Below are 16037 nucleotides of genomic sequence, written 5' to 3'. Positions count from 1 at the left end.
AAGCAGTGGTGGTTCCTGCTGACGGGCCTACCAATGGCCGGTGTTGGGCATCGACGACCACGGCTCGGCCGGCGCCTTCGGCTCGCCCTTCTGGAGCAGCTCGATCGAGTGCAGATCTGGCGAGCGGACGAAGGCCATGTTGCCGTCGCGCGGGGGACGGTTGATGGTGACGCCGGCCTTCATCAGCTTCTCGCAAGTGGCGTAGATGTCGTCGACCTCATAGGCGAGATGGCCGAAGAAGCGGTCCTCGCCATAGGTCTCCTCGTCCCAATTCCAGGTGAGCTCGACCAGCGGCGCGCCGCGCGTTTGCGGCTGCTTCTTCAGTGCCTGGAGGTCGTCATCCGAGCACAGGAACACCAGCGTGAACCGCCCCTTGTCGTTCTCGATCCGCCGCACCTCCTTCAGTCCCAGCGCATCCTGATAAAACTTCAGCGCAACATCGAGATTGCGCACGCGCAGCATGGTGTGGAGGTATCGCATGGTTGTTGCTCCCTGGGTGGTCGGAGGGTTTTTGGTTTGGGGCCGGACGGCGGGTAGGAGATAGCAGGAAAGTGGGGGGAGGGGCAGGGTGTTGCGTGTCAATTGCGTGTCACCGGTTCTCGTGCCGTTCCAACCGCATTCGGATGATGCAGGCGCGCATCCCAGACTCCTCTCTCCGTAATGGCCCTGTCTGTCCGCACCCTTTAATGCAGGGCGGTGGGGTTGGGGGGCGCGCCGAAGGCGAGGCGTCGATAACAAACCAAAAAAAACCGCCGGATGACAACCGGCAAACACTTCTGCGGCGGAGCGGCGCCAGGAAAACCGTACGTTCTTACTTTCCTTTGGAGGCGATGATCCTCTTTCTCAACAAGTCGATGTGGCGTCGGTGCCCGCCGAAAAGGTTTCGGATTGCATCTTGGTACACCTCGAAGGCGTCGAGAATGGTCTCGCGAGTATTATCTCCTTCGTGGCTCCCAACGTTGCCAACGTGTCGAAGGGCGTCAAAGCTCTCAGCATGTTCGGGATCGACATGCTTAAAAGCGTCGATGCGCCTGAATAGGGTTGGTGCTTCAGGGACAGCCAACTCGTCCAATGCCTTTTCAACGCTGACCCGCATCTTATTAGCGCAAGCGCCCAAATCGACCCAAAACAGGCCGAAGGATGCCCTCAACTCGTCGGCAAGCGAGTCTGGTATCCCCGATGGTAGGGATATGAGCGGCGGAGCAGGATAAAAGCCCATAGGAAAAAGCTGATACGTGTACGGTTGCTCCGGCACCCGGGCGGGATCAGGCACAAGCGCAGCCCTGCCGATCACCGCGACTACATCACCACACGCAGCGCACTCCAACAGTTGCGTATAGCGGTAGATTCCATCTTCCATGAGCATATCGCCAGAGGCGATGGCGTCGCGGCTAGGTTTGGTTTCGACGATCCTCAGTGAGTTCTTTTGCAGCTGAAGGATTCCCCGATCGCAATGAGGGCAAGGGAAAGGTGGTACATCAAAGTAAGATTCGACCCAAAGGTCTCTGATCGATGCCATTTTGAGTTCTCACGTGACAACGGCCCAATTCATCTGAATACACGTAGTACGCGACCCGAGGATCGGCGATACACTAGCTTAGCGAATTCGCGCAAATGGCAGTCGAGGCTGGTGCAAAGATATTCTCCATTGACCAGTAAAGCAGCAACGGACTATCGCGAGTATTTCCTGAACAGGCCTTATTCAATTCGTGGTAGCAGGAAGGGGAATCTACTTTAGGGGGCAGGTTTGGCTGCGGAAGTGAGCGGACACGTAAGCACGGTGTCAACCGCGTGGGCGGTGTTTAGCGTCGTTGGGGGGACGCTGTTGGGATCGACCATCAGTACGATCGTTGCTTTTTGGACTCAGAAGCGGACTCTTGCTGCTGCTAAAGCACATAGGGACAGCGATAGGTTCGAGACACGAAAAGCTCAAGCATATTCTTTGTTTTTCAAGCTCCTCAGGATTCATTCAAACCTCGCAGTTCTTCAGAAGACCTTAAAGCCTAAAAAGCGACAGATGACCGGCGCTGACGGCGACCTTGGAGGAGATTGGCAGGTTGTTTTGCCGCTGGCGAACTTGCCGGACCGCGTCAAGTTCACTTCAGATGAGATGGCGCTATTGTTGTCACTGAGTACCCTTCAGTTCAATGAGTTGGGACCATTCGACGACGTCCACAACGGCGTCATTGAGGTGTTTGAAACCTATAGGGCCAAGCGCATTGAAGCAATGTCGTCAATGTCGGCAAAGATGAAGGGCAACCTAGGTACGACCACTTTCACACAAGAGGAGCACGACAAGATGGCTCCGAAGGTGCTTGAACTAAATATGCTGGTTGCGGAGATGAAGTCGCGAACGGATGAAGAGGTCAAGGTGGCGTGGACGCGACTGAATGCCATTCACAAGTTGCTCGTGAAGGAGTTCGACTTCCATCCAAAGCTTCAGCTTAAAGAGTCTGCCAACACCTGAGCTTCCTTCCGGCAGTTACGGTGACGGTGCTGGAAATTCACCTTCTTACCGGGCGCGGTATCGGAAACGCTCGGCCTTCAATTTGTGCCCGTAACTGAAGTTGTGTGGCTAGAGCGAACGAGTTCAATGCGTCACCGTAATTGCAGAGATGACCATGCGGTTCAAGTCTTACGGACAAATGGGATCACGGCACCCGTACCCCACGTAGACCGGCTTCAGCAATGGCTTTTTGCACCGTGCCATCGGATCGAATCTGCTTCACAAACTCATCCACAGTGGAAAGCTCGGACGCGGCCCGCTTGCGCACTCCGATAGCCATTTGAACCACGTTGAAACGGCCAGGCAATACGCGTGCGCCGGGCAACGCATCGGCGATGCGATGAGCTACGTGCAGATTGTCGCCGTAGACGTCAGCCTTGCCTGCCGCCAGTGCCTCGCAGGCCGGCTCGAACCCACCGGGAATTGAAATGATCTCCGCATTCTTTATTAAGCGCTTCAACACGGTGTGTGGCGCGCTTCCTTGCGCTACTGCAATCTTCACGCCGGGCTGGTCGACCCCTTCCGCGTTTGTCAGCGCCGTGCCGGGACGTGCTACATAGCCGTTGTCGACTTCCATGAACGTCTCGCTGAACGCGAGGTGGTCAGCGCGAGCGGGATCGCGCGCTGCGATCCCGATATCCCAGTCATCGCCCGCGAGGCTTTCATTGTAGCGCGCGGGATTGTCGTAAGGCTTGAGTTCGACCGAAAACCCGAGATACGCGCCGAGCGCGCGCGCAACAGCTACCGACACCCCGTCGAGAGTCCCGTCGGGACGGAGGGTCACCAAGACTGGATTTGAGGCGATGAGAGCGGCGCGTAGCTTGCCAGTCGAATTACGGTGCACAAAACCTCCCATCCTCCATCCTGCTAGGCGCCTTCCGGCTCCGATGGCTTTGCTCCTCGCTTGCCCGGCTTGAGCGGTCGCTCGAGGCGGAAGTACGGTGACAATGCACTAAATTGGTGCAACAGGCGACGGATTCCAAATTGAAGGGCAACACCCCATAGAGGGTGAGCATGGGCCGAAGCCGCAGTCGCACTACAATCCCGGCGATCTCGCCGCCCAGGCCTTGGTGGCCTGGCAGGTTTCCATCGCTCGGGCATAGGCAGGGCGTGCCGTGGTGCGGGCGAGATAGTCACGCTCGGTCGAACCGGGGACGTAGTTGCCGGTTCGCAGGCCGAGCAGGAGGGCGTAGCTCACCGAGATATCGGCAGCAGTGAATCGGTCGCCGGCGAGGTAGGGGCAATCCGCGAGGCGGCGGATCACCAGCCCCAGCCGGCTCTCGAAGGTCTCGCGCGCCCAGCGGGTCACGCGGGCTTCTCGCTCGGCTTCGGGCGCCAGCTCGCGGCCGACGAAGACGGCGTTCATCGGCCCGGCGAGCCCGGCCTCGCCCAAGTGGAGAAATTGCAGATAGGAAGCGAAGGCGGGATCGTGCGGGGCGACGGCAAGCGAACCCGAGCCGTGGCGGGCGAGCAGGTACTGAAGAATCGCGATCGATTCGACCATGATCGTCTCGCCGTCTTGCAGGGCGGGAATGAAGCCGGCGGGATTGATCGCGAGGAACTCGGGATCATTCTCGACGGCCAGCAGATCGACCGGGCGCAGCCGATAAGCCAGTCCCAATTCCTCGAGCAGCCAGACAACACGGAAGCCACGACCTTCGCCATAGACAGTGAGCATAGTTCAGCGCTCCTGGATTGGGGCAGGCATATTAACTCGCAGAGGCAAGCCGGTCGCGCAATGGATTGTCGTGGCCCGACATGCGCTCGGGGCTTACGTGCTGAGGGCTTATGTGTTCAAGGCTTATGTGCTGAAGGCTTGGCGCATATTCGTCGCCCCGCAGCGCGGCAGGCGATCGCATTTGGACGATTTCCCTGCGGCCGTCCTTCGAGACGCCCGCTCTTTGGCGGGCTCCTCAGGATGAGGACGGAGTGCGCGGCAGCAGTTTCAACGGACACGATGTCGCTTAGCCTCATCCTGAGGAGACCGCCACCGGGTCCGCGCAAAGCGCGGCCCGACGACAGGCTCCGCGGTCGTCTCGAAGGACGAGGCGCGCGCTCAAGCCGCCAAAATGCCATATGCGATCGCCCAGCGCAGCGCGGGGGGCACGTGAACGCTTTGCGAGGTCGCGCGACTAAGTTGCATGGCTCAGACCCTGAAAACGAACTTGATGATGGCGTTGGCGATCGGATTTCTGATTTCCACGGTCTTCATGTCGATACCATCGATGAGAGACGGCACCAGCGATTGGTCGGGCGTGGAATTTCCAGGCATGGCCGCAGCGTACCTGTTCTGGGGAGCGCTCAGCGATTCCGTCTTCTGGGGCACTGTGATTGGATGGGCTGCGAACGCAGTGGTCTATAGCCTGCCAGCCTTTGCCGTCGTCAGCATATTCACCGCGCTGAAGAGCTTGCAATTGCGGTGACGGCAACAGGCAAACATCAGGCCGGATCCGGCCGCGATGACGGCGGCATGAAGCGCAGGCTTCAAAGGCTGGGAAAGATTGTGCGGGTCGCGGCGCTGTGCGGGACCGTTGTTTGGCTTGCGCTCGTGACGATTTCTCCTGGGACCCCGATGCCGCGCACCCCGAGCGTTACGCACACCGGCACGACGTCCGCTATGTGAGCGAGGACATGGGCCTGGTTTTGCGAGTTCTGTTGGGCTCGAACTTTACGCTGGCCATGATTGCGTTTGGATGCCACTTCGTGACCAAGGACATCGAGTGAAGGTGATGGTGCGAAACTCGCGTTACGGTAGGCGTTACTTGACTAGGGTTTCGCCGCGACGCGCTCTCTTCGATGCTCTTCCGCGATTGATGAACTGAACGCCGACGAACTCGCCATTGACCCAAGCGAGTTCGCAGTGTCGGTAAGCCAAGCCGGTGGGTGACAGCACCAGGAAAAATTCCTTCTGGCCGATGTCTGTCACCGCGCCGTCGATCACCAGCTTCGCCCCCATCTCGGAGATGTCGTAGATCTTGCAGACGCGCTGCCATGTGCCGTCGATGGCCATGACGCGAGCTTCGATCGGTCGCTCGAAAGCGACGCGCCTATCCTTGCGTTGTTCTCCCTCACCCACCGAATGCCCCTGATGCTCCCCAGGTAGCCGTCCAGATTAGGGCAAGAATCTTGATCTTCGGTGAAGGGAAGCAGGCGCGGACCGAGCCGAATGCTGGTGACGGTGGCTCTCCGCGGCGAACGCAAATGGGCGGCCGCGTGGCGTCTTGCATCTGGAACTGAAAAGCCGCAGGAATCTTCGTCAGGAGATCTCTTTCGGCAGGTCCCATTCCGGCTTCGGCTCGAATGGCTCCGACTTGATCAGGCGGCTGCTGCGATACTGCCGCGCCGCATCGAGGAGGGTCTGCTTGACCTCCTCGTCTGCGGTTTGTGCGGCAAGTGCCTCGGCCCGATCGGCCTGATGCTCAAGGGACTCTCTGCTCATGCGCGGCCAACTCTCCGGCCCGAGGGGCGTTCCAGACCCGCTTCGTGCTTCAACTTGTCGATCAGCTCGGAAGCCTCGGCCTTGGTCAGCACTTCTTTCGGCACGGGCTTGTGGGCCTGCTCGGCGAGCGTGTTGAGGTAGGACTCCTGCGCGCCCGTCATCGGGTCGTCCCCGGAAACCCAGTCCTTCGGGTCCTTCTGCGTGTTGTCAGCCATCACAAATCTCCTTTTCCAACCAACGTCGGACCAGGCTCTTGGTTTCCTTTTTGTTCTCCTGAACATCCTCATATTGCGGGTCGGAACATACGGGACTGAATTACCTGGCGTGCGCGGTGTTCTTGCGCGTTCACAGGAAGGGCCGCGCGCCTACAGCCCAATCACCCATACCGTGAACGCGATCAGCAGGGCCAGGATGATGGCGCCGATGATGAGGGTCTTCGCCACTTATGTCTTGCGCCGCACGCCGTTGTACTTAACCGCGCTCTTCTTGACGGCCATGAACTGACCGTCCTTCTTGTCGCGCGTGGTTGATGTCTTCGTCAGCGGGTTCTCGAGTTGAGTACGCTTCTTCACCGCGCCCCTGCGGGCGCTGTCGCCGATCGGTCTATTCACTGCCATCGGTACCTCCGAAATCATTCAAGGCACGAATCGGGCTGCTGGTTCCAAGTAGGAACGGCGGGCCTCGTCAGGCATTCTTTCTGCGGCGGTCGCCGTTGCTCGCGGGAAGGCCGCCCGCGCGGCATTCCTGCGATCTTTGCGATCTTTCCAGCAGGGCCCGCGCGCTATGATCATCAGCGGAGTCCCGGCATGAACCCGGAAAAGCGCGTAACACAGGCCGTAGAGCAAGCTCAGAGCATTCTCGCCCGGTACGTCGAGCCCGGCCCAAGGGACTGCGAAAGCACCATCAACGAGCTCATGGACGTGCTCGACGACGAGGCTGTCGTTGAGGCCGTCGAGGACGCGAAAATGGAAAAGCCCACCTCCGAACAGCTTGCCGAACTCAAGAGGTTGAGCGAGCTCGCCCGCACCAGTGACTGGTCGGAAGTGGTCAAATCAAGGGAAGAAGCCGAGACGCGCATCCGCGACCTCAAGGAAAAATCGAGGATGGAATGATGCCGGAGAGGCCGATCAACGGCGTGGAGCCGGAGCGTTCCGAAGACGACATCCAGCGTGAACAGTTGGGCTCCCGTGGGGTGCCCGGCAAAGAGGGTCCCGCGAAGATGACGCCGCAGCGCGAAAAGAAGACGCCAAAGGTCGATCCGGGACACACCGCGTGAACCCGACGGCCGCCTTCAAGGAGCGCTAGTGGATGGCTCGGTGCGGGACAGTGCAATCAAGTCAAAAGCGCTTTGGTGAGTTGAGTGGACTGCGCTCCCTTGAGTGAGACACGCCAATTGCAGTGACTACGCTGCAATCCGTTGTTCGGCGGGGACCGTCAGGTACTTCAGCACTTCCGCGTGCTCGAGGTCGGGGACCGCGATCGCCGTGTGGCTGTAGATCGCCTGCGTCCGTGAATTTGCAATTCGGTCCAGGATCGCTTTGCCCTTGATGACGTGGAGGCCCATGCCGTCGCCGGACGGGAAGATCGCCAGCACCACGTCATAGGCCGCGATGACGGCCCTGAGCGCCTCGGCCTTGTCCTCGGCGACATCGACAAACACGCGAACATCGGCTGCGAGTTCACGCAGCTCGTCAAAATTCAGCACTGTGGGGTACTCCAACGCAACGATACTGATGAGGAGAGTGGCGGCGTTGGGTTACCAGAGTCTGAACAATATCGATCAAGTCACAAGTTTCACGATGAGATGACAGGTTACGCGGGCTGTCGCATAGGAGGGAGCAATTTGGCGAGCAGTTCGCCCGCGGCCCATCCTTCGAGACGCGCGCCTGCGGCGGGCCCTCAGGATGAGGTCGGGATTGTGTGCGATGCATTCAAAAGCGACGTCGCTTGAAACGACGCCGCTTGAAGGAAAAGTCAGGGTGAAGGGAAGCTATTTAGAGCGACGCTACTTGGAAGCTAAGTCACTTGGCGTAGCCCTGAGAGCGGAGCCATGCGATCTTGCGATCGCCGTTGATCCAGTCGTCGGCGTCTGCCTTGCTGGTAAACCCTGTGATCTGGCGCTGCTCGTGGTCGGGGTAGTCCGCCAGGATTTTCCAGTCGTTGTCCGCAATACGGACGGTTTTGAAGGTCACTTTTGTTTTAGCCATGCCGCATTATGCAGGAGATGGCCACAAAAGAGAACCCTCGTTGCGGCAGGCCTGTGGGTTTTGACGTCGCGCCTTCGACTTGACGGGGCGGGGCTATTCCCCTCGCTCCTTGGCCGGGCTGACGGCCATCGACCGACGCCAATCAATTTGAATGGTGAGTGAGGTCAGTGGCGTCGCTGGCGTCGCTGCGGTTTCCGCTGGGCGGAGTCCCTCGGCTTCGCCAGAACGCATAGCCGAGAAAACCGAAGACCGGTCCAAAGGCGGCGACGCCATCCACTCCATGCTTCCCTCCGGGGTCGCGGGATCGCGATCTCAAGTGTCTGTTCAAGCTGAATACGTTCAGCCCATCCTTCATGGAATTCAGCGGGATGCTCGGCCAGGCTCGAATCCCCAAGATGCGGAACCTGCCCCGAACTGCGTCTTGCCTTTTTGGCCTCGATAGGCTCTAAGCCCGGTCGCTTCATGGCCGTAAGCATGAACCCAGCGCGCTGCGTAGTTTTACCGCTTCCCAGCCAGAGCTGCATCGTGGCTCGCGCGCACCAAATTCACAGACTTCCAGACCTTCCAAAAAAGGACTCCAGACATGGCGAAGATGACCAAGACCCAGTTGATCGATGCGATTGCCGAAGGCACGCAGCTTGCGAAGAACGACGTGAAGTCGGTCATCGAGTACATGGCGACGGTCGGCTACAAGGAGCTCAACGAGTCCGGCGAGTTCGTTATTCCCGGTTTCGTGAAGATGTCGGTCGTCAACAAGCCTGCGACCGAAGCCCGCATGGGCGTCAACCCCTTCACCAAGGAGCCGATGCAGTTCGCGGCCAAGCCGGCGAGCAAGTCGGTCAAGGCCTCGCCGCTGAAGGTCGCCAAGGACTCCGTCTGATCCGGCCATCGCGCGTCGCCGGTGCGACGAACGCGCAAGTCCGCTTCCCGAAAGAAAAACCCCGCGCTTGCGCACGGGGTTCTCTTGCCGACGGCATTGGGATTTCAGCGCCTGGCCGTCAGCCATATCCTTAACTTAAGGTTGAAAATCCAAAAAGCAACAGCGCCGCGGTGACGGAATATGTTCGTCCATCGCCGCGCTGCGCTGCCCTGTGACCGGGCGCTGAAATCCCCCAGCCTCCAAGAATCCTCGCGCTGGATCCTCGCGACGCCGAAAAGGTTCAAGGCGACGTGCACGGGAATTCGCACGCGAGGGCTGGACTTTTTGTTCTCATTTTGTTCTAGTGAGTCGCCAGCTTTGGAGGTGACTCATGACCGTCGAGAAACAGCGCGAAGTGATCCGGCTCTGGAATCAACTCAGGAAGGTCGAGGGGCCTGCCGCGGAAGAGCTCCGCATCCAGATCCTCGAATGCTTTACGGAGAAGGGCACCGCCAAGCGCGCGGCTTGAAGGATTTGGCTTGAGGGATTTGCCTCGGACGATCGGTCGCGTCTTTATCCATCGTTAGGATTCGCCTCGCACCCATTTTTTCGACTCCGATTCGTTCTGGGGGAACGAACTGGAGTCGGATGCAGAACATGTCGCGGCTGCCTGGATTTCGACGTGCGGCTTGTCTCAAAACGAGTCAGCGGTCTGCTTCGCGCGGACCTTTGCCTGGAGCGCCATCGCCACGCGCGACATCCACGGTGTCGATGTGATCGAAGGATCGTTCGCGCGACGCAAACCAATCGTTAGCAATTGCTCGGCATCGATTTCGTCGATTCCGATTCGTTCTCCGGGAACGAAATGGCGGTGAAGCCCGAACAAAGCCGGTCGCCGGGCGGCGACAGGCGGCGCGTCGCGTCTCGACGCTTCCATCGGCCCGCGCTATCGTCGCCACCTGCGGCGGACGCATCCATGAAGAACGGGCTCTACTCCATCCACATCCACATGCTCGACGGCGTGAAGGGCCGCGACAGCGGCGTGTTGATCTTGCGCGATGGCGTGCTGCTCGGCGGCGGGCCTTACTTCTGGTCGCGCGGCTCCTACACGGTCGGCAACGGCACGTCGAAGAACGGCACCTGGAAGGGCGAGCTTGCCACCAACCAGCATTCGCCGTTCGCCGATCCGCTCGTTCGGCCGCTGTTCGCCGGCGCAGAGGCGACCAGCGGCTTCTCCGGAACGTTCAGCGAGGAGGGGGCCGAGGTGTTCGGCACGGTGCTGGTCGCGGGCCATCGCAGCCTCGGTTTTCGCGCATCGCTGAAGCGGCTCGCGGAGATCTGAGGCGCGCGGCAGATTCCTAACGGAAGTTTGCAGGGATCGCGCTAACCGTATATCGCGATAACCCTATTCGGTTAGGTTAAAAGCCCAATCGCGTTGCGCTTGCCGCGCGTTGGGATAGGTGTCTGGCAAAGACAACAAGAAGACCATTTTGCCAAGAGCCGTATTATGACCCCATTTCTAGAACCGTCATTTTATCAGGGCGACCGCCAGACCTATCGCCGTGTCGCTGTCGTAGGGCTGCTGTTCTGTCTCGCTTTCGTGGCGATCAGCTTTTCGCTGCGGCCGCAGGCCGAGGACACGCGCGTCGCGGTCAAGGCCGACCGTCTGGTGCGCACCGCGGGAGAGGGGCCGCACGCGAACTAGCGCTTGCTACCCTGGATCCGATCGTCGGCGGAATCGTGCGGGCACGCCGGCCCCCGCGTCGCAAGCGCCACGAAGCCGGCATAGCCGGACAGGTTGAGCAGAATTTCGAGCCAGACAGGCATGACGGGCCTCTTCACAGCGAAGACGACCTCAACGTGCGCGCGCCACGCTTGTTCCGACGCGTCAAGAACCTTGCAAGTCAAGAATCCTGCGAGTCAAGGGTCCTGCGAAAAGACGGCGCTCAGAGCGGCGAAGTGGGATCGAGGCGCCGCCCCAGCACCGCAACCGACTCCGCCGAGGGCGAGTCCTTCAGGAACTCGGCAATGGCGCGGGCGAGCTCGCCGTCGGTCATCGGCGTCGGCGGCGGACGCAGCACGCCGACACTGAAATTGCGGACGATCTCGTCGTAGTGCTGTGCATTGGTTTTCGGAACGAGCCTGCGAATGCGAGCCAGCAAAGCGGATATCGGCAATCTCTCCTCCTCGACGTCCGCCCCGTTGGCAGCGATGCATGTCTGCTGCCATTTTTGTCCCGCGATACCGAAAACCCCGCCAGCACCGCGGAGATGCTGACGGGGTCTTCGTGCCGTTGCCTCAACCGGATGGCGGAGGCCCGCGCACTTGAGGGTCCAATCCGATCACCCCGACATCGTTCCCGCCGGGATGAGATTTTTTCTGCGGTGCCCGGTTCCACTGCGTCCGAACCATCCTGCGCCACCCGCGTTGTCTCACCCAGATGCGAAGGAGGAAGATCATGAAGAAGACACTCGCAGTCCTTGCCACCGTCGCAGCTGTCGGCGTGACCGCGATCGCGGCGCCGGCGCCTGCCGAGGCACGCGGCATCGGACCGGGCCTCGCGTTCGGTCTCGCCGCTGGCGCGATCACTGCCGGCGCTGTCGCCGCGTCCCATCCGTACGGCTACTATGGCCCGGGCTACGGCTATTATGGCGGCCCGGTCTATTACGGCTACGACTACGGCCCCGGCCCGTACGCCTATTACGGTGGCCCGTACTATCACCGCCACCACTATTATCGGCGTTGGTAATGGCTGAAATGAAAAGCCCGGAGCAATGCTCCGGGCTTTTTTCATGCGCGCATGGTCCGCGCGATATCGTTACGGCCAGAGCGAGGGCCGTTCCACCTTGCGCGCGTTTTCGAGCGTCGACACGAAATACTCGTCACGCTCGCGCTTGAATTTTTCCTGCGTGGCACGGAAGGCGGCGACACGGGCGGCGATCTCTTCGCGTTCGCGGATCTTGCGTTGTTCGTCTTCGGTCATGTCAAATCCCCACTACACCGGAGTATGTGTGCACTGCTGAACTCAAGCACTGCCGCCGCAATCACGTTGAGTCGCGTCAACACATGCATTGGCGCTTCTGATTGGGGCGTCAATGGGGAGGAGGCATTGCAGGAATGTGATAAGCGAAGATCGGAAAAAATTGCCGAGCAATTGCCGCTCACGGCTTGCGCGGCAGGGGATAACAGCGTCAACAATCTTGTCGCTTGCAAATGTTGCAGCTAGCGCGGCGGCAAATCGGGAGGCGGCGAGTGATTGCATCGGACCTTCAGAGCGGCGTCGAGCGGCTCGGCGACATGATCGCGAGTGCGAAGATCATCGTGCCGTTCACCGGTGCCGGCATCTCGACCGAATGCGGCATCCCCGACTTCCGCTCGCCCGGTGGAATTTGGACCCGCAATCGTCCGATCCCGTTCGACGAGTTCGTCGCGAGCCAGGACGCCCGCGATGAGTCCTGGCGCCGGCGGTTCGCGATGGAGGAGGTGTTCGCCGCAGCCAGACCCGGCCGCGGCCACCGTGCGCTCGCGGCACTCCATCGCGCCGGCAAGGTTCCCGCTGTCATCACCCAGAACATCGACAATCTGCACCAGGCCTCGGGCTTCGCCCCCGATCGCGTGATTGAACTTCACGGAAATACCACTTATGCGCGTTGCATCGGATGTGGACAGTCCTATCAGCTCGACTGGGTGAAGCGCTCCTTCGACCAGGATGGCAGCGCGCCCAACTGCACCGCATGCGACGAGCCGGTGAAAACCGCAACGATCTCATTCGGTCAGGCGATGCCCGAGGATGAAATGCAGCGCGCCACCGCGTTGGCGCAGGCCTGCGACCTCTTCATCGCGATCGGTTCCTCGCTCGTGGTGTGGCCGGCGGCGGGCTTTCCGATGATGGCAAGGAACGCCGGTGCACGTTTGGTGATCATCAATCGCGAGCAGACCGAGCAGGATGACATCGCCGACCTCGTCATCCGTCACGACATCGGCGAAACACTCGGGCCGTTCGTCCGGAATTGAACGGGCGTTTTTGATTCGCGCCTGTGCAAGCTGTTCATAGGTTCCGCCGAATCTCTTTTTTGTCTATGCCTCGCAACCGGGAGTGTTATCTTTTGATTCGAAAGATTCGCGTCGCGTCGAGTTGAGAAGATTCTCTAAAGACGCGTGATTCGGCGCCGCCATTAAGGCGGGTTGCATGGCATGTGTGGGGTCCGGGGTTATGGGGTCGTCGGACGGATTTGAGTCCAAGAAGCTGGGAGTTCCCGCGTCGGGCGAGCACGGCGCCGGTCACGACAGCGCGCTCAGTCCCTTCACCGGGTTAGGTGAGGGCAGCGCCAACCTCGTCGAGGTCCACGGCGTCATCAAATGGTTCGACGCCTCAAAGGGCTACGGCTTCATCGTTCCCGACAATGGCTGGCCCGACGTGCTCCTGCACGTTACCGTGCTTAGGCGCGACGGCTTCCAGACCGCCTATGAAGGCGCCCGCATCATCGTCGAGTGCATCCAGCGCGCCAAGGGTTATCAGGCCTTCCGCGTCGTCTCGATGGACGAATCGACCGCGATCCATCCGGCGCAGATGCTGCCGCCGCGCACCCACGTCACGGTCACCGCGACCAGCGGGCTCGAACGGGCCCAGGTCAAATGGTTCAACCGGCTGCGCGGCTTCGGCTTCCTGACCTGCGGGGAGGGAACGCCCGACATCTTCGTGCACATGGAGACACTGCGTCGCTTCGGCATGACCGAATTGCGGCCCGGCCAGTACGTGCTGGTCCGCTTCGGGCCGGGCTCCAAGGGCATGATGGCGGCCGAGATCCATCCCGAGACCGGCTCGCCGGGCCTCCAGTCGCACTAGCGGCTGCCCATTCCCGCAATCGTGAGCAAAGGCGTGCGGTCGGAGCCGTGCGCCTTTTCTGGCTTTTGTCACGGTCGCCGCGTATGGATTGCCGCAGTCTCCACGCCTTAGCGCCGGTTCCGAGTGTCATCCCATGAAGCTTGATCGAAACACTGTCTGGTCCCTCGCCAGGGGCTGGCTTGCCGCCATCCTCGTCGCTGGCCTTGCCGTCGCAAGCGGCCCCGTTCGCGCCGCAAGCTTCCAGCCGCTCGAGATCGTCACCAAGAGCGGCGTGCAAGTGTTCTCGGTGGAGATGGCGACGACCGACGAAGAGAAGCAGACCGGGCTGATGTACCGCAAGGAACTGGCCGATGGGAAAGGCATGCTGTTCGACTTCAATCCGGAGCAGGAGGTGTCGATGTGGATGAAGAACACCTATGTCTCGCTCGACATGATCTTCATTCGCGCCGACGGCCGCATCCTGCGCATCGCCGAGAATACCGAACCGCTCTCGACCAAGATCATCTCGTCACGAGGCCCCGCCCGGGCCGTCCTTGAGGTGGTGGCGGGAACAGCGCAGAAATACGGTATCCGCCCCGGCGATCGCGTCGGCCACCCCCTGTTCGGCAGCAAATAGGTCCGATTGGTGCCGCCATGGCCGCCCTGACGGGCGGCTGAATGCTTGCTGGCACGTAGTAAGCTTGCTGGCGCTTGGGGAAGCGTGTATCGACGGGGCTCACCGGACATTCGGGGTATAGCGCAGCCTGGTAGCGCGGCAGTTTTGGGTACTGCAGGTCGTTGGTTCGAATCCAGCTGCCCCGACCAGCGATTTCAAACACTTAGAGCAGAAAAGCAGCGTCCGACCTTCCCAGAAATTCTGATTGGGAAGGCCATGGGAAGGCTCAATGCATAGCTGCTCAGCGCGGGCGGCTGCCTCGGCCCGATAGTTCGCCGCCATCTCGAGCAGGCCGGCGCGCTCCAGGGGCAGGGCGCTTTCCGCGGCCATGTCCAAGCAAAGCCGCTCGAAGCCCCTGAGCTCGTCGATATCGTGCTGATGCTGCCCTATGCGGCCGATCAGACTCCCGCCGGCCGCCTTTCGTCAAGTGGGCGGGAAGGTCATACTGCTCGGAGGGACGGAGTCGACCATGCCAGATAAAATGCCCTACGAGGGAGCGATAGAAGAGGCGGCTAAAGCTACCAGCAAGGCACTCGAGCTGATCAAGGCCGCCAGTCCCGCGATCAGTGACGCATACGGGTTGGTGATTGGCGATACCATCAAGCATGCTCGAGCGGAACGGCTGGAGAGGATGGCGGCAAAGGCCAAGAAGAAGCTTATCGACCGTGGCGTGACGCAGCCGACCCAACCGCCGGAGCAAATCGCGGTTCCTTTGCTTGAGGTCGCACAAGCGGAAAGCCGGGACGAGCTTATAGATCTTTGGGCTCGGCTGCTCGCGAATACCATGGATCCTGGCCGGATCAGCGATGTGCGAGCCGCATACATCGACATTCTGAAAAAATTGGAACCTCTCGATGCCAAAGTGCTCGATTTTATTTCCAAGCTGAATCCTGCGAACGACCAAGTCACCAAACATGCTGCTTTTGAGCGAATCGGCTGTCGACAGTCAGCCGCTATAGTGAGCATCGAAAATCTTGATGCGCTTGGTTGCGTTCGTTTGTTCGGCGGAAATCACTTCCTTACTCTAAGCGAGCTTGGAAAAGAGATTGTGATAGCTGTCCAAGCATGACGTGAAGCCGCGACCCACTAGTCCCAGTAGCTCGCGCGCGTTCCGCCCCGCTAGGAATCGATAATTTGACTCTCGCCTAAGCCGCGTTTCGATGGTGCCATGACCAAGGCAGAGAACAGAGCGGCCGCGAAGGCGTGGCACGACGAACGAATGCGCCAGCGGGGAGCCGAAGCGCGGGCTGAGGCCGTCAAAGCCGAGCTCGTCGAGTTGGACCGATTCCGCAGATATCTCATGCAAAGCAGGATCGGCCACACGCAGCCGCTGATTGACGCTATCGACGACTATGTCGAGCAGATCACCGGCGACCGAACCGCGCTACATGCGAAGTCATGGAGCATTGGGCCAGCCCAGCGCTAATGGCTTGGTCCCGCGGATTCGACGAGCCCATACCTGTGCCCGACCGCGGCCGCTGAGGACGCTCAGGGAGGCCGGCGAGTACATCGGGTCCTTACCCAA

General features: G+C 60.4%; 29 protein-coding genes and 1 tRNA gene. 16 read left to right on the top strand and 14 right to left on the bottom strand.

Features of this window, described 5'->3' with window-relative positions; translation table 11 throughout:
• Positions 1 to 27: 27 nt before the first annotated feature.
• Complete coding sequence (locus JJE66_RS20005; RefSeq protein WP_200516228.1) at positions 28 to 480, bottom strand: VOC family protein; 453 nt, start codon at positions 478 to 480, stop codon at positions 28 to 30.
• 331 nt (positions 481 to 811) lie between these two features.
• Complete coding sequence (locus JJE66_RS20000) at positions 812 to 1519, bottom strand: DUF4145 domain-containing protein (protein ID WP_200516226.1); 708 nt, start codon at positions 1517 to 1519, stop codon at positions 812 to 814.
• A 306-nt stretch (positions 1520 to 1825) separates the two neighbouring features.
• On the opposite strand from JJE66_RS20000, the gene JJE66_RS19995 reads away from it, so the two are divergent.
• Positions 1826 to 2467 (top strand): hypothetical protein, encoded by a 642-nt coding sequence (locus JJE66_RS19995; RefSeq protein ID WP_200516224.1) that lies wholly within the window; start codon positions 1826 to 1828, stop codon positions 2465 to 2467.
• Positions 2468 to 2651: 184 nt separating this feature from the next.
• Here the strand turns inward: JJE66_RS19995 and JJE66_RS19990 are convergent, their stop codons facing one another.
• Complete coding sequence (locus JJE66_RS19990; protein WP_200516222.1) at positions 2652 to 3362, bottom strand: transporter substrate-binding domain-containing protein; 711 nt, start codon at positions 3360 to 3362, stop codon at positions 2652 to 2654.
• Between the two features lie 180 nt (positions 3363 to 3542).
• The gene (locus JJE66_RS19985; protein WP_200516220.1) at positions 3543 to 4184 is read right to left on the bottom strand and encodes a glutathione S-transferase family protein; all 642 of its coding nucleotides are present in this window, start codon (positions 4182 to 4184) and stop codon (positions 3543 to 3545) included.
• A 463-nt stretch (positions 4185 to 4647) separates the two neighbouring features.
• Between JJE66_RS19985 and JJE66_RS19980 the strand changes: the two genes are divergently transcribed.
• Positions 4648 to 4929, top strand: a complete 282-nt coding sequence (locus tag JJE66_RS19980; protein WP_200516218.1) for a hypothetical protein — start codon at positions 4648 to 4650, stop codon at positions 4927 to 4929.
• Between the two features lie 112 nt (positions 4930 to 5041).
• Complete coding sequence (locus JJE66_RS19975) at positions 5042 to 5230, top strand: hypothetical protein (RefSeq protein WP_246756469.1); 189 nt, start codon at positions 5042 to 5044, stop codon at positions 5228 to 5230.
• Positions 5231 to 5264: 34 nt separating this feature from the next.
• Here JJE66_RS19975 and JJE66_RS19970 read toward each other — a convergent pair whose 3' ends face one another.
• The 4 genes from JJE66_RS19970 to JJE66_RS19955 form a co-directional block, all read right to left on the bottom strand.
• Entirely contained in the window at positions 5265 to 5582 is a 318-nt protein-coding gene (locus tag JJE66_RS19970; RefSeq protein ID WP_200516216.1) for a PilZ domain-containing protein, read from the bottom strand.
• A gap of 180 nt (positions 5583 to 5762) precedes the next feature.
• Positions 5763 to 5945, bottom strand: coding sequence for a hypothetical protein (locus tag JJE66_RS19965; RefSeq protein WP_200516214.1), 183 nt, complete (start codon positions 5943 to 5945; stop codon positions 5763 to 5765).
• On the bottom strand, positions 5942 to 6160 hold the full coding sequence (locus JJE66_RS19960) for a DUF3072 domain-containing protein (protein WP_200516212.1): 219 nt from the start codon (positions 6158 to 6160) through the stop codon (positions 5942 to 5944). Before JJE66_RS19960 ends, JJE66_RS19965 begins: the two co-directional genes overlap by 4 nt.
• 228 nt (positions 6161 to 6388) lie before the next feature.
• A complete protein-coding gene (locus JJE66_RS19955) occupies positions 6389 to 6562 on the bottom strand; it encodes a hypothetical protein (RefSeq protein ID WP_200516210.1) in 174 nt (57 codons plus the stop codon).
• Between the two features lie 189 nt (positions 6563 to 6751).
• Here JJE66_RS19955 and JJE66_RS19950 point away from each other — a divergent pair, with 189 nt between their 5' ends.
• Positions 6752 to 7057, top strand: a complete 306-nt coding sequence (locus tag JJE66_RS19950; protein WP_200516208.1) for a hypothetical protein — start codon at positions 6752 to 6754, stop codon at positions 7055 to 7057.
• Positions 7054 to 7221, top strand: coding sequence for a hypothetical protein (locus JJE66_RS19945; RefSeq protein ID WP_200516206.1), 168 nt, complete (start codon positions 7054 to 7056; stop codon positions 7219 to 7221). Before JJE66_RS19950 ends, JJE66_RS19945 begins: the two co-directional genes overlap by 4 nt.
• A gap of 126 nt (positions 7222 to 7347) precedes the next feature.
• Here the strand turns inward: JJE66_RS19945 and JJE66_RS19940 are convergent, their stop codons facing one another.
• Both JJE66_RS19940 and JJE66_RS19935 read right to left on the bottom strand, forming a co-directional pair.
• Positions 7348 to 7650 carry a hypothetical protein gene (locus JJE66_RS19940; RefSeq protein WP_200516204.1) on the bottom strand — a complete coding sequence of 101 codons (303 nt, stop codon included), beginning with the start codon at positions 7648 to 7650 and terminating at the stop codon, positions 7348 to 7350.
• Positions 7651 to 7966: 316 nt separating this feature from the next.
• Complete coding sequence (locus JJE66_RS19935; protein WP_200516202.1) at positions 7967 to 8152, bottom strand: hypothetical protein; 186 nt, start codon at positions 8150 to 8152, stop codon at positions 7967 to 7969.
• 583 nt (positions 8153 to 8735) lie between these two features.
• On the opposite strand from JJE66_RS19935, the gene JJE66_RS19930 reads away from it, so the two are divergent.
• Entirely contained in the window at positions 8736 to 9032 is a 297-nt protein-coding gene (locus JJE66_RS19930) for an HU family DNA-binding protein (RefSeq protein WP_027531020.1), read from the top strand.
• 370 nt (positions 9033 to 9402) lie between these two features.
• Complete coding sequence (locus tag JJE66_RS19925) at positions 9403 to 9540, top strand: hypothetical protein (RefSeq protein WP_200516200.1); 138 nt, start codon at positions 9403 to 9405, stop codon at positions 9538 to 9540.
• 165 nt (positions 9541 to 9705) lie between these two features.
• Here JJE66_RS19925 and JJE66_RS19920 read toward each other — a convergent pair whose 3' ends face one another.
• Positions 9706 to 9897, bottom strand: a complete 192-nt coding sequence (locus JJE66_RS19920; protein WP_200516198.1) for a hypothetical protein — start codon at positions 9895 to 9897, stop codon at positions 9706 to 9708.
• A gap of 90 nt (positions 9898 to 9987) precedes the next feature.
• Here JJE66_RS19920 and JJE66_RS19915 point away from each other — a divergent pair, with 90 nt between their 5' ends.
• Positions 9988 to 10353: a GrlR family regulatory protein gene (locus tag JJE66_RS19915; protein ID WP_200516196.1), complete on the top strand. Its 366-nt coding sequence runs from the start codon at positions 9988 to 9990 to the stop codon at positions 10351 to 10353.
• A gap of 165 nt (positions 10354 to 10518) precedes the next feature.
• A complete protein-coding gene (locus JJE66_RS19910) occupies positions 10519 to 10716 on the top strand; it encodes a hypothetical protein (RefSeq protein ID WP_200516194.1) in 198 nt (65 codons plus the stop codon).
• Here JJE66_RS19910 and JJE66_RS38485 read toward each other — a convergent pair.
• On the bottom strand, positions 10713 to 10838 hold the full coding sequence (locus JJE66_RS38485) for a hypothetical protein (RefSeq protein ID WP_283818510.1): 126 nt from the start codon (positions 10836 to 10838) through the stop codon (positions 10713 to 10715). The genes JJE66_RS19910 and JJE66_RS38485 overlap by 4 nt on opposite strands.
• 119 nt (positions 10839 to 10957) lie before the next feature.
• Complete coding sequence (locus JJE66_RS19905; RefSeq protein WP_200516192.1) at positions 10958 to 11188, bottom strand: hypothetical protein; 231 nt, start codon at positions 11186 to 11188, stop codon at positions 10958 to 10960.
• 281 nt (positions 11189 to 11469) lie between these two features.
• Between JJE66_RS19905 and JJE66_RS19900 the strand changes: the two genes are divergently transcribed.
• Complete coding sequence (locus JJE66_RS19900) at positions 11470 to 11760, top strand: hypothetical protein (RefSeq protein WP_200516190.1); 291 nt, start codon at positions 11470 to 11472, stop codon at positions 11758 to 11760.
• A gap of 69 nt (positions 11761 to 11829) precedes the next feature.
• Here the strand turns inward: JJE66_RS19900 and JJE66_RS19895 are convergent, their stop codons facing one another.
• Complete coding sequence (locus JJE66_RS19895; protein WP_164988584.1) at positions 11830 to 11994, bottom strand: hypothetical protein; 165 nt, start codon at positions 11992 to 11994, stop codon at positions 11830 to 11832.
• Between the two features lie 269 nt (positions 11995 to 12263).
• Here JJE66_RS19895 and JJE66_RS19890 point away from each other — a divergent pair, with 269 nt between their 5' ends.
• From JJE66_RS19890 to JJE66_RS19865, 6 genes are all read left to right on the top strand, one after another.
• Positions 12264 to 13025 (top strand): NAD-dependent protein deacetylase, encoded by a 762-nt coding sequence (locus JJE66_RS19890; RefSeq protein WP_200516188.1) that lies wholly within the window; start codon positions 12264 to 12266, stop codon positions 13023 to 13025.
• Positions 13026 to 13224: 199 nt separating this feature from the next.
• A complete protein-coding gene (locus JJE66_RS19885; RefSeq protein ID WP_200516186.1) occupies positions 13225 to 13857 on the top strand; it encodes a cold-shock protein in 633 nt (210 codons plus the stop codon).
• A gap of 133 nt (positions 13858 to 13990) precedes the next feature.
• Positions 13991 to 14473: a DUF192 domain-containing protein gene (locus tag JJE66_RS19880; RefSeq protein WP_200516184.1), complete on the top strand. Its 483-nt coding sequence runs from the start codon at positions 13991 to 13993 to the stop codon at positions 14471 to 14473.
• Between the two features lie 111 nt (positions 14474 to 14584).
• A tRNA-Pro gene (locus JJE66_RS19875) sits at positions 14585 to 14661 on the top strand.
• Positions 14662 to 14981: 320 nt separating this feature from the next.
• Positions 14982 to 15581: an Abi-alpha family protein gene (locus JJE66_RS19870; RefSeq protein ID WP_200516182.1), complete on the top strand. Its 600-nt coding sequence runs from the start codon at positions 14982 to 14984 to the stop codon at positions 15579 to 15581.
• Positions 15582 to 15680: 99 nt separating this feature from the next.
• Positions 15681 to 15938, top strand: coding sequence for a hypothetical protein (locus JJE66_RS19865; protein WP_200516180.1), 258 nt, complete (start codon positions 15681 to 15683; stop codon positions 15936 to 15938).
• Positions 15939 to 16037 lie beyond the last annotated feature (99 nt).

Origin of the sequence: Bradyrhizobium diazoefficiens, from assembly GCF_016612535.1 — a bacterium.
Lineage (GTDB): Bacteria > Pseudomonadota > Alphaproteobacteria > Rhizobiales > Xanthobacteraceae > Bradyrhizobium > Bradyrhizobium diazoefficiens_C.
This window is presented reverse-complemented; position numbering and strand designations above follow the sequence as displayed.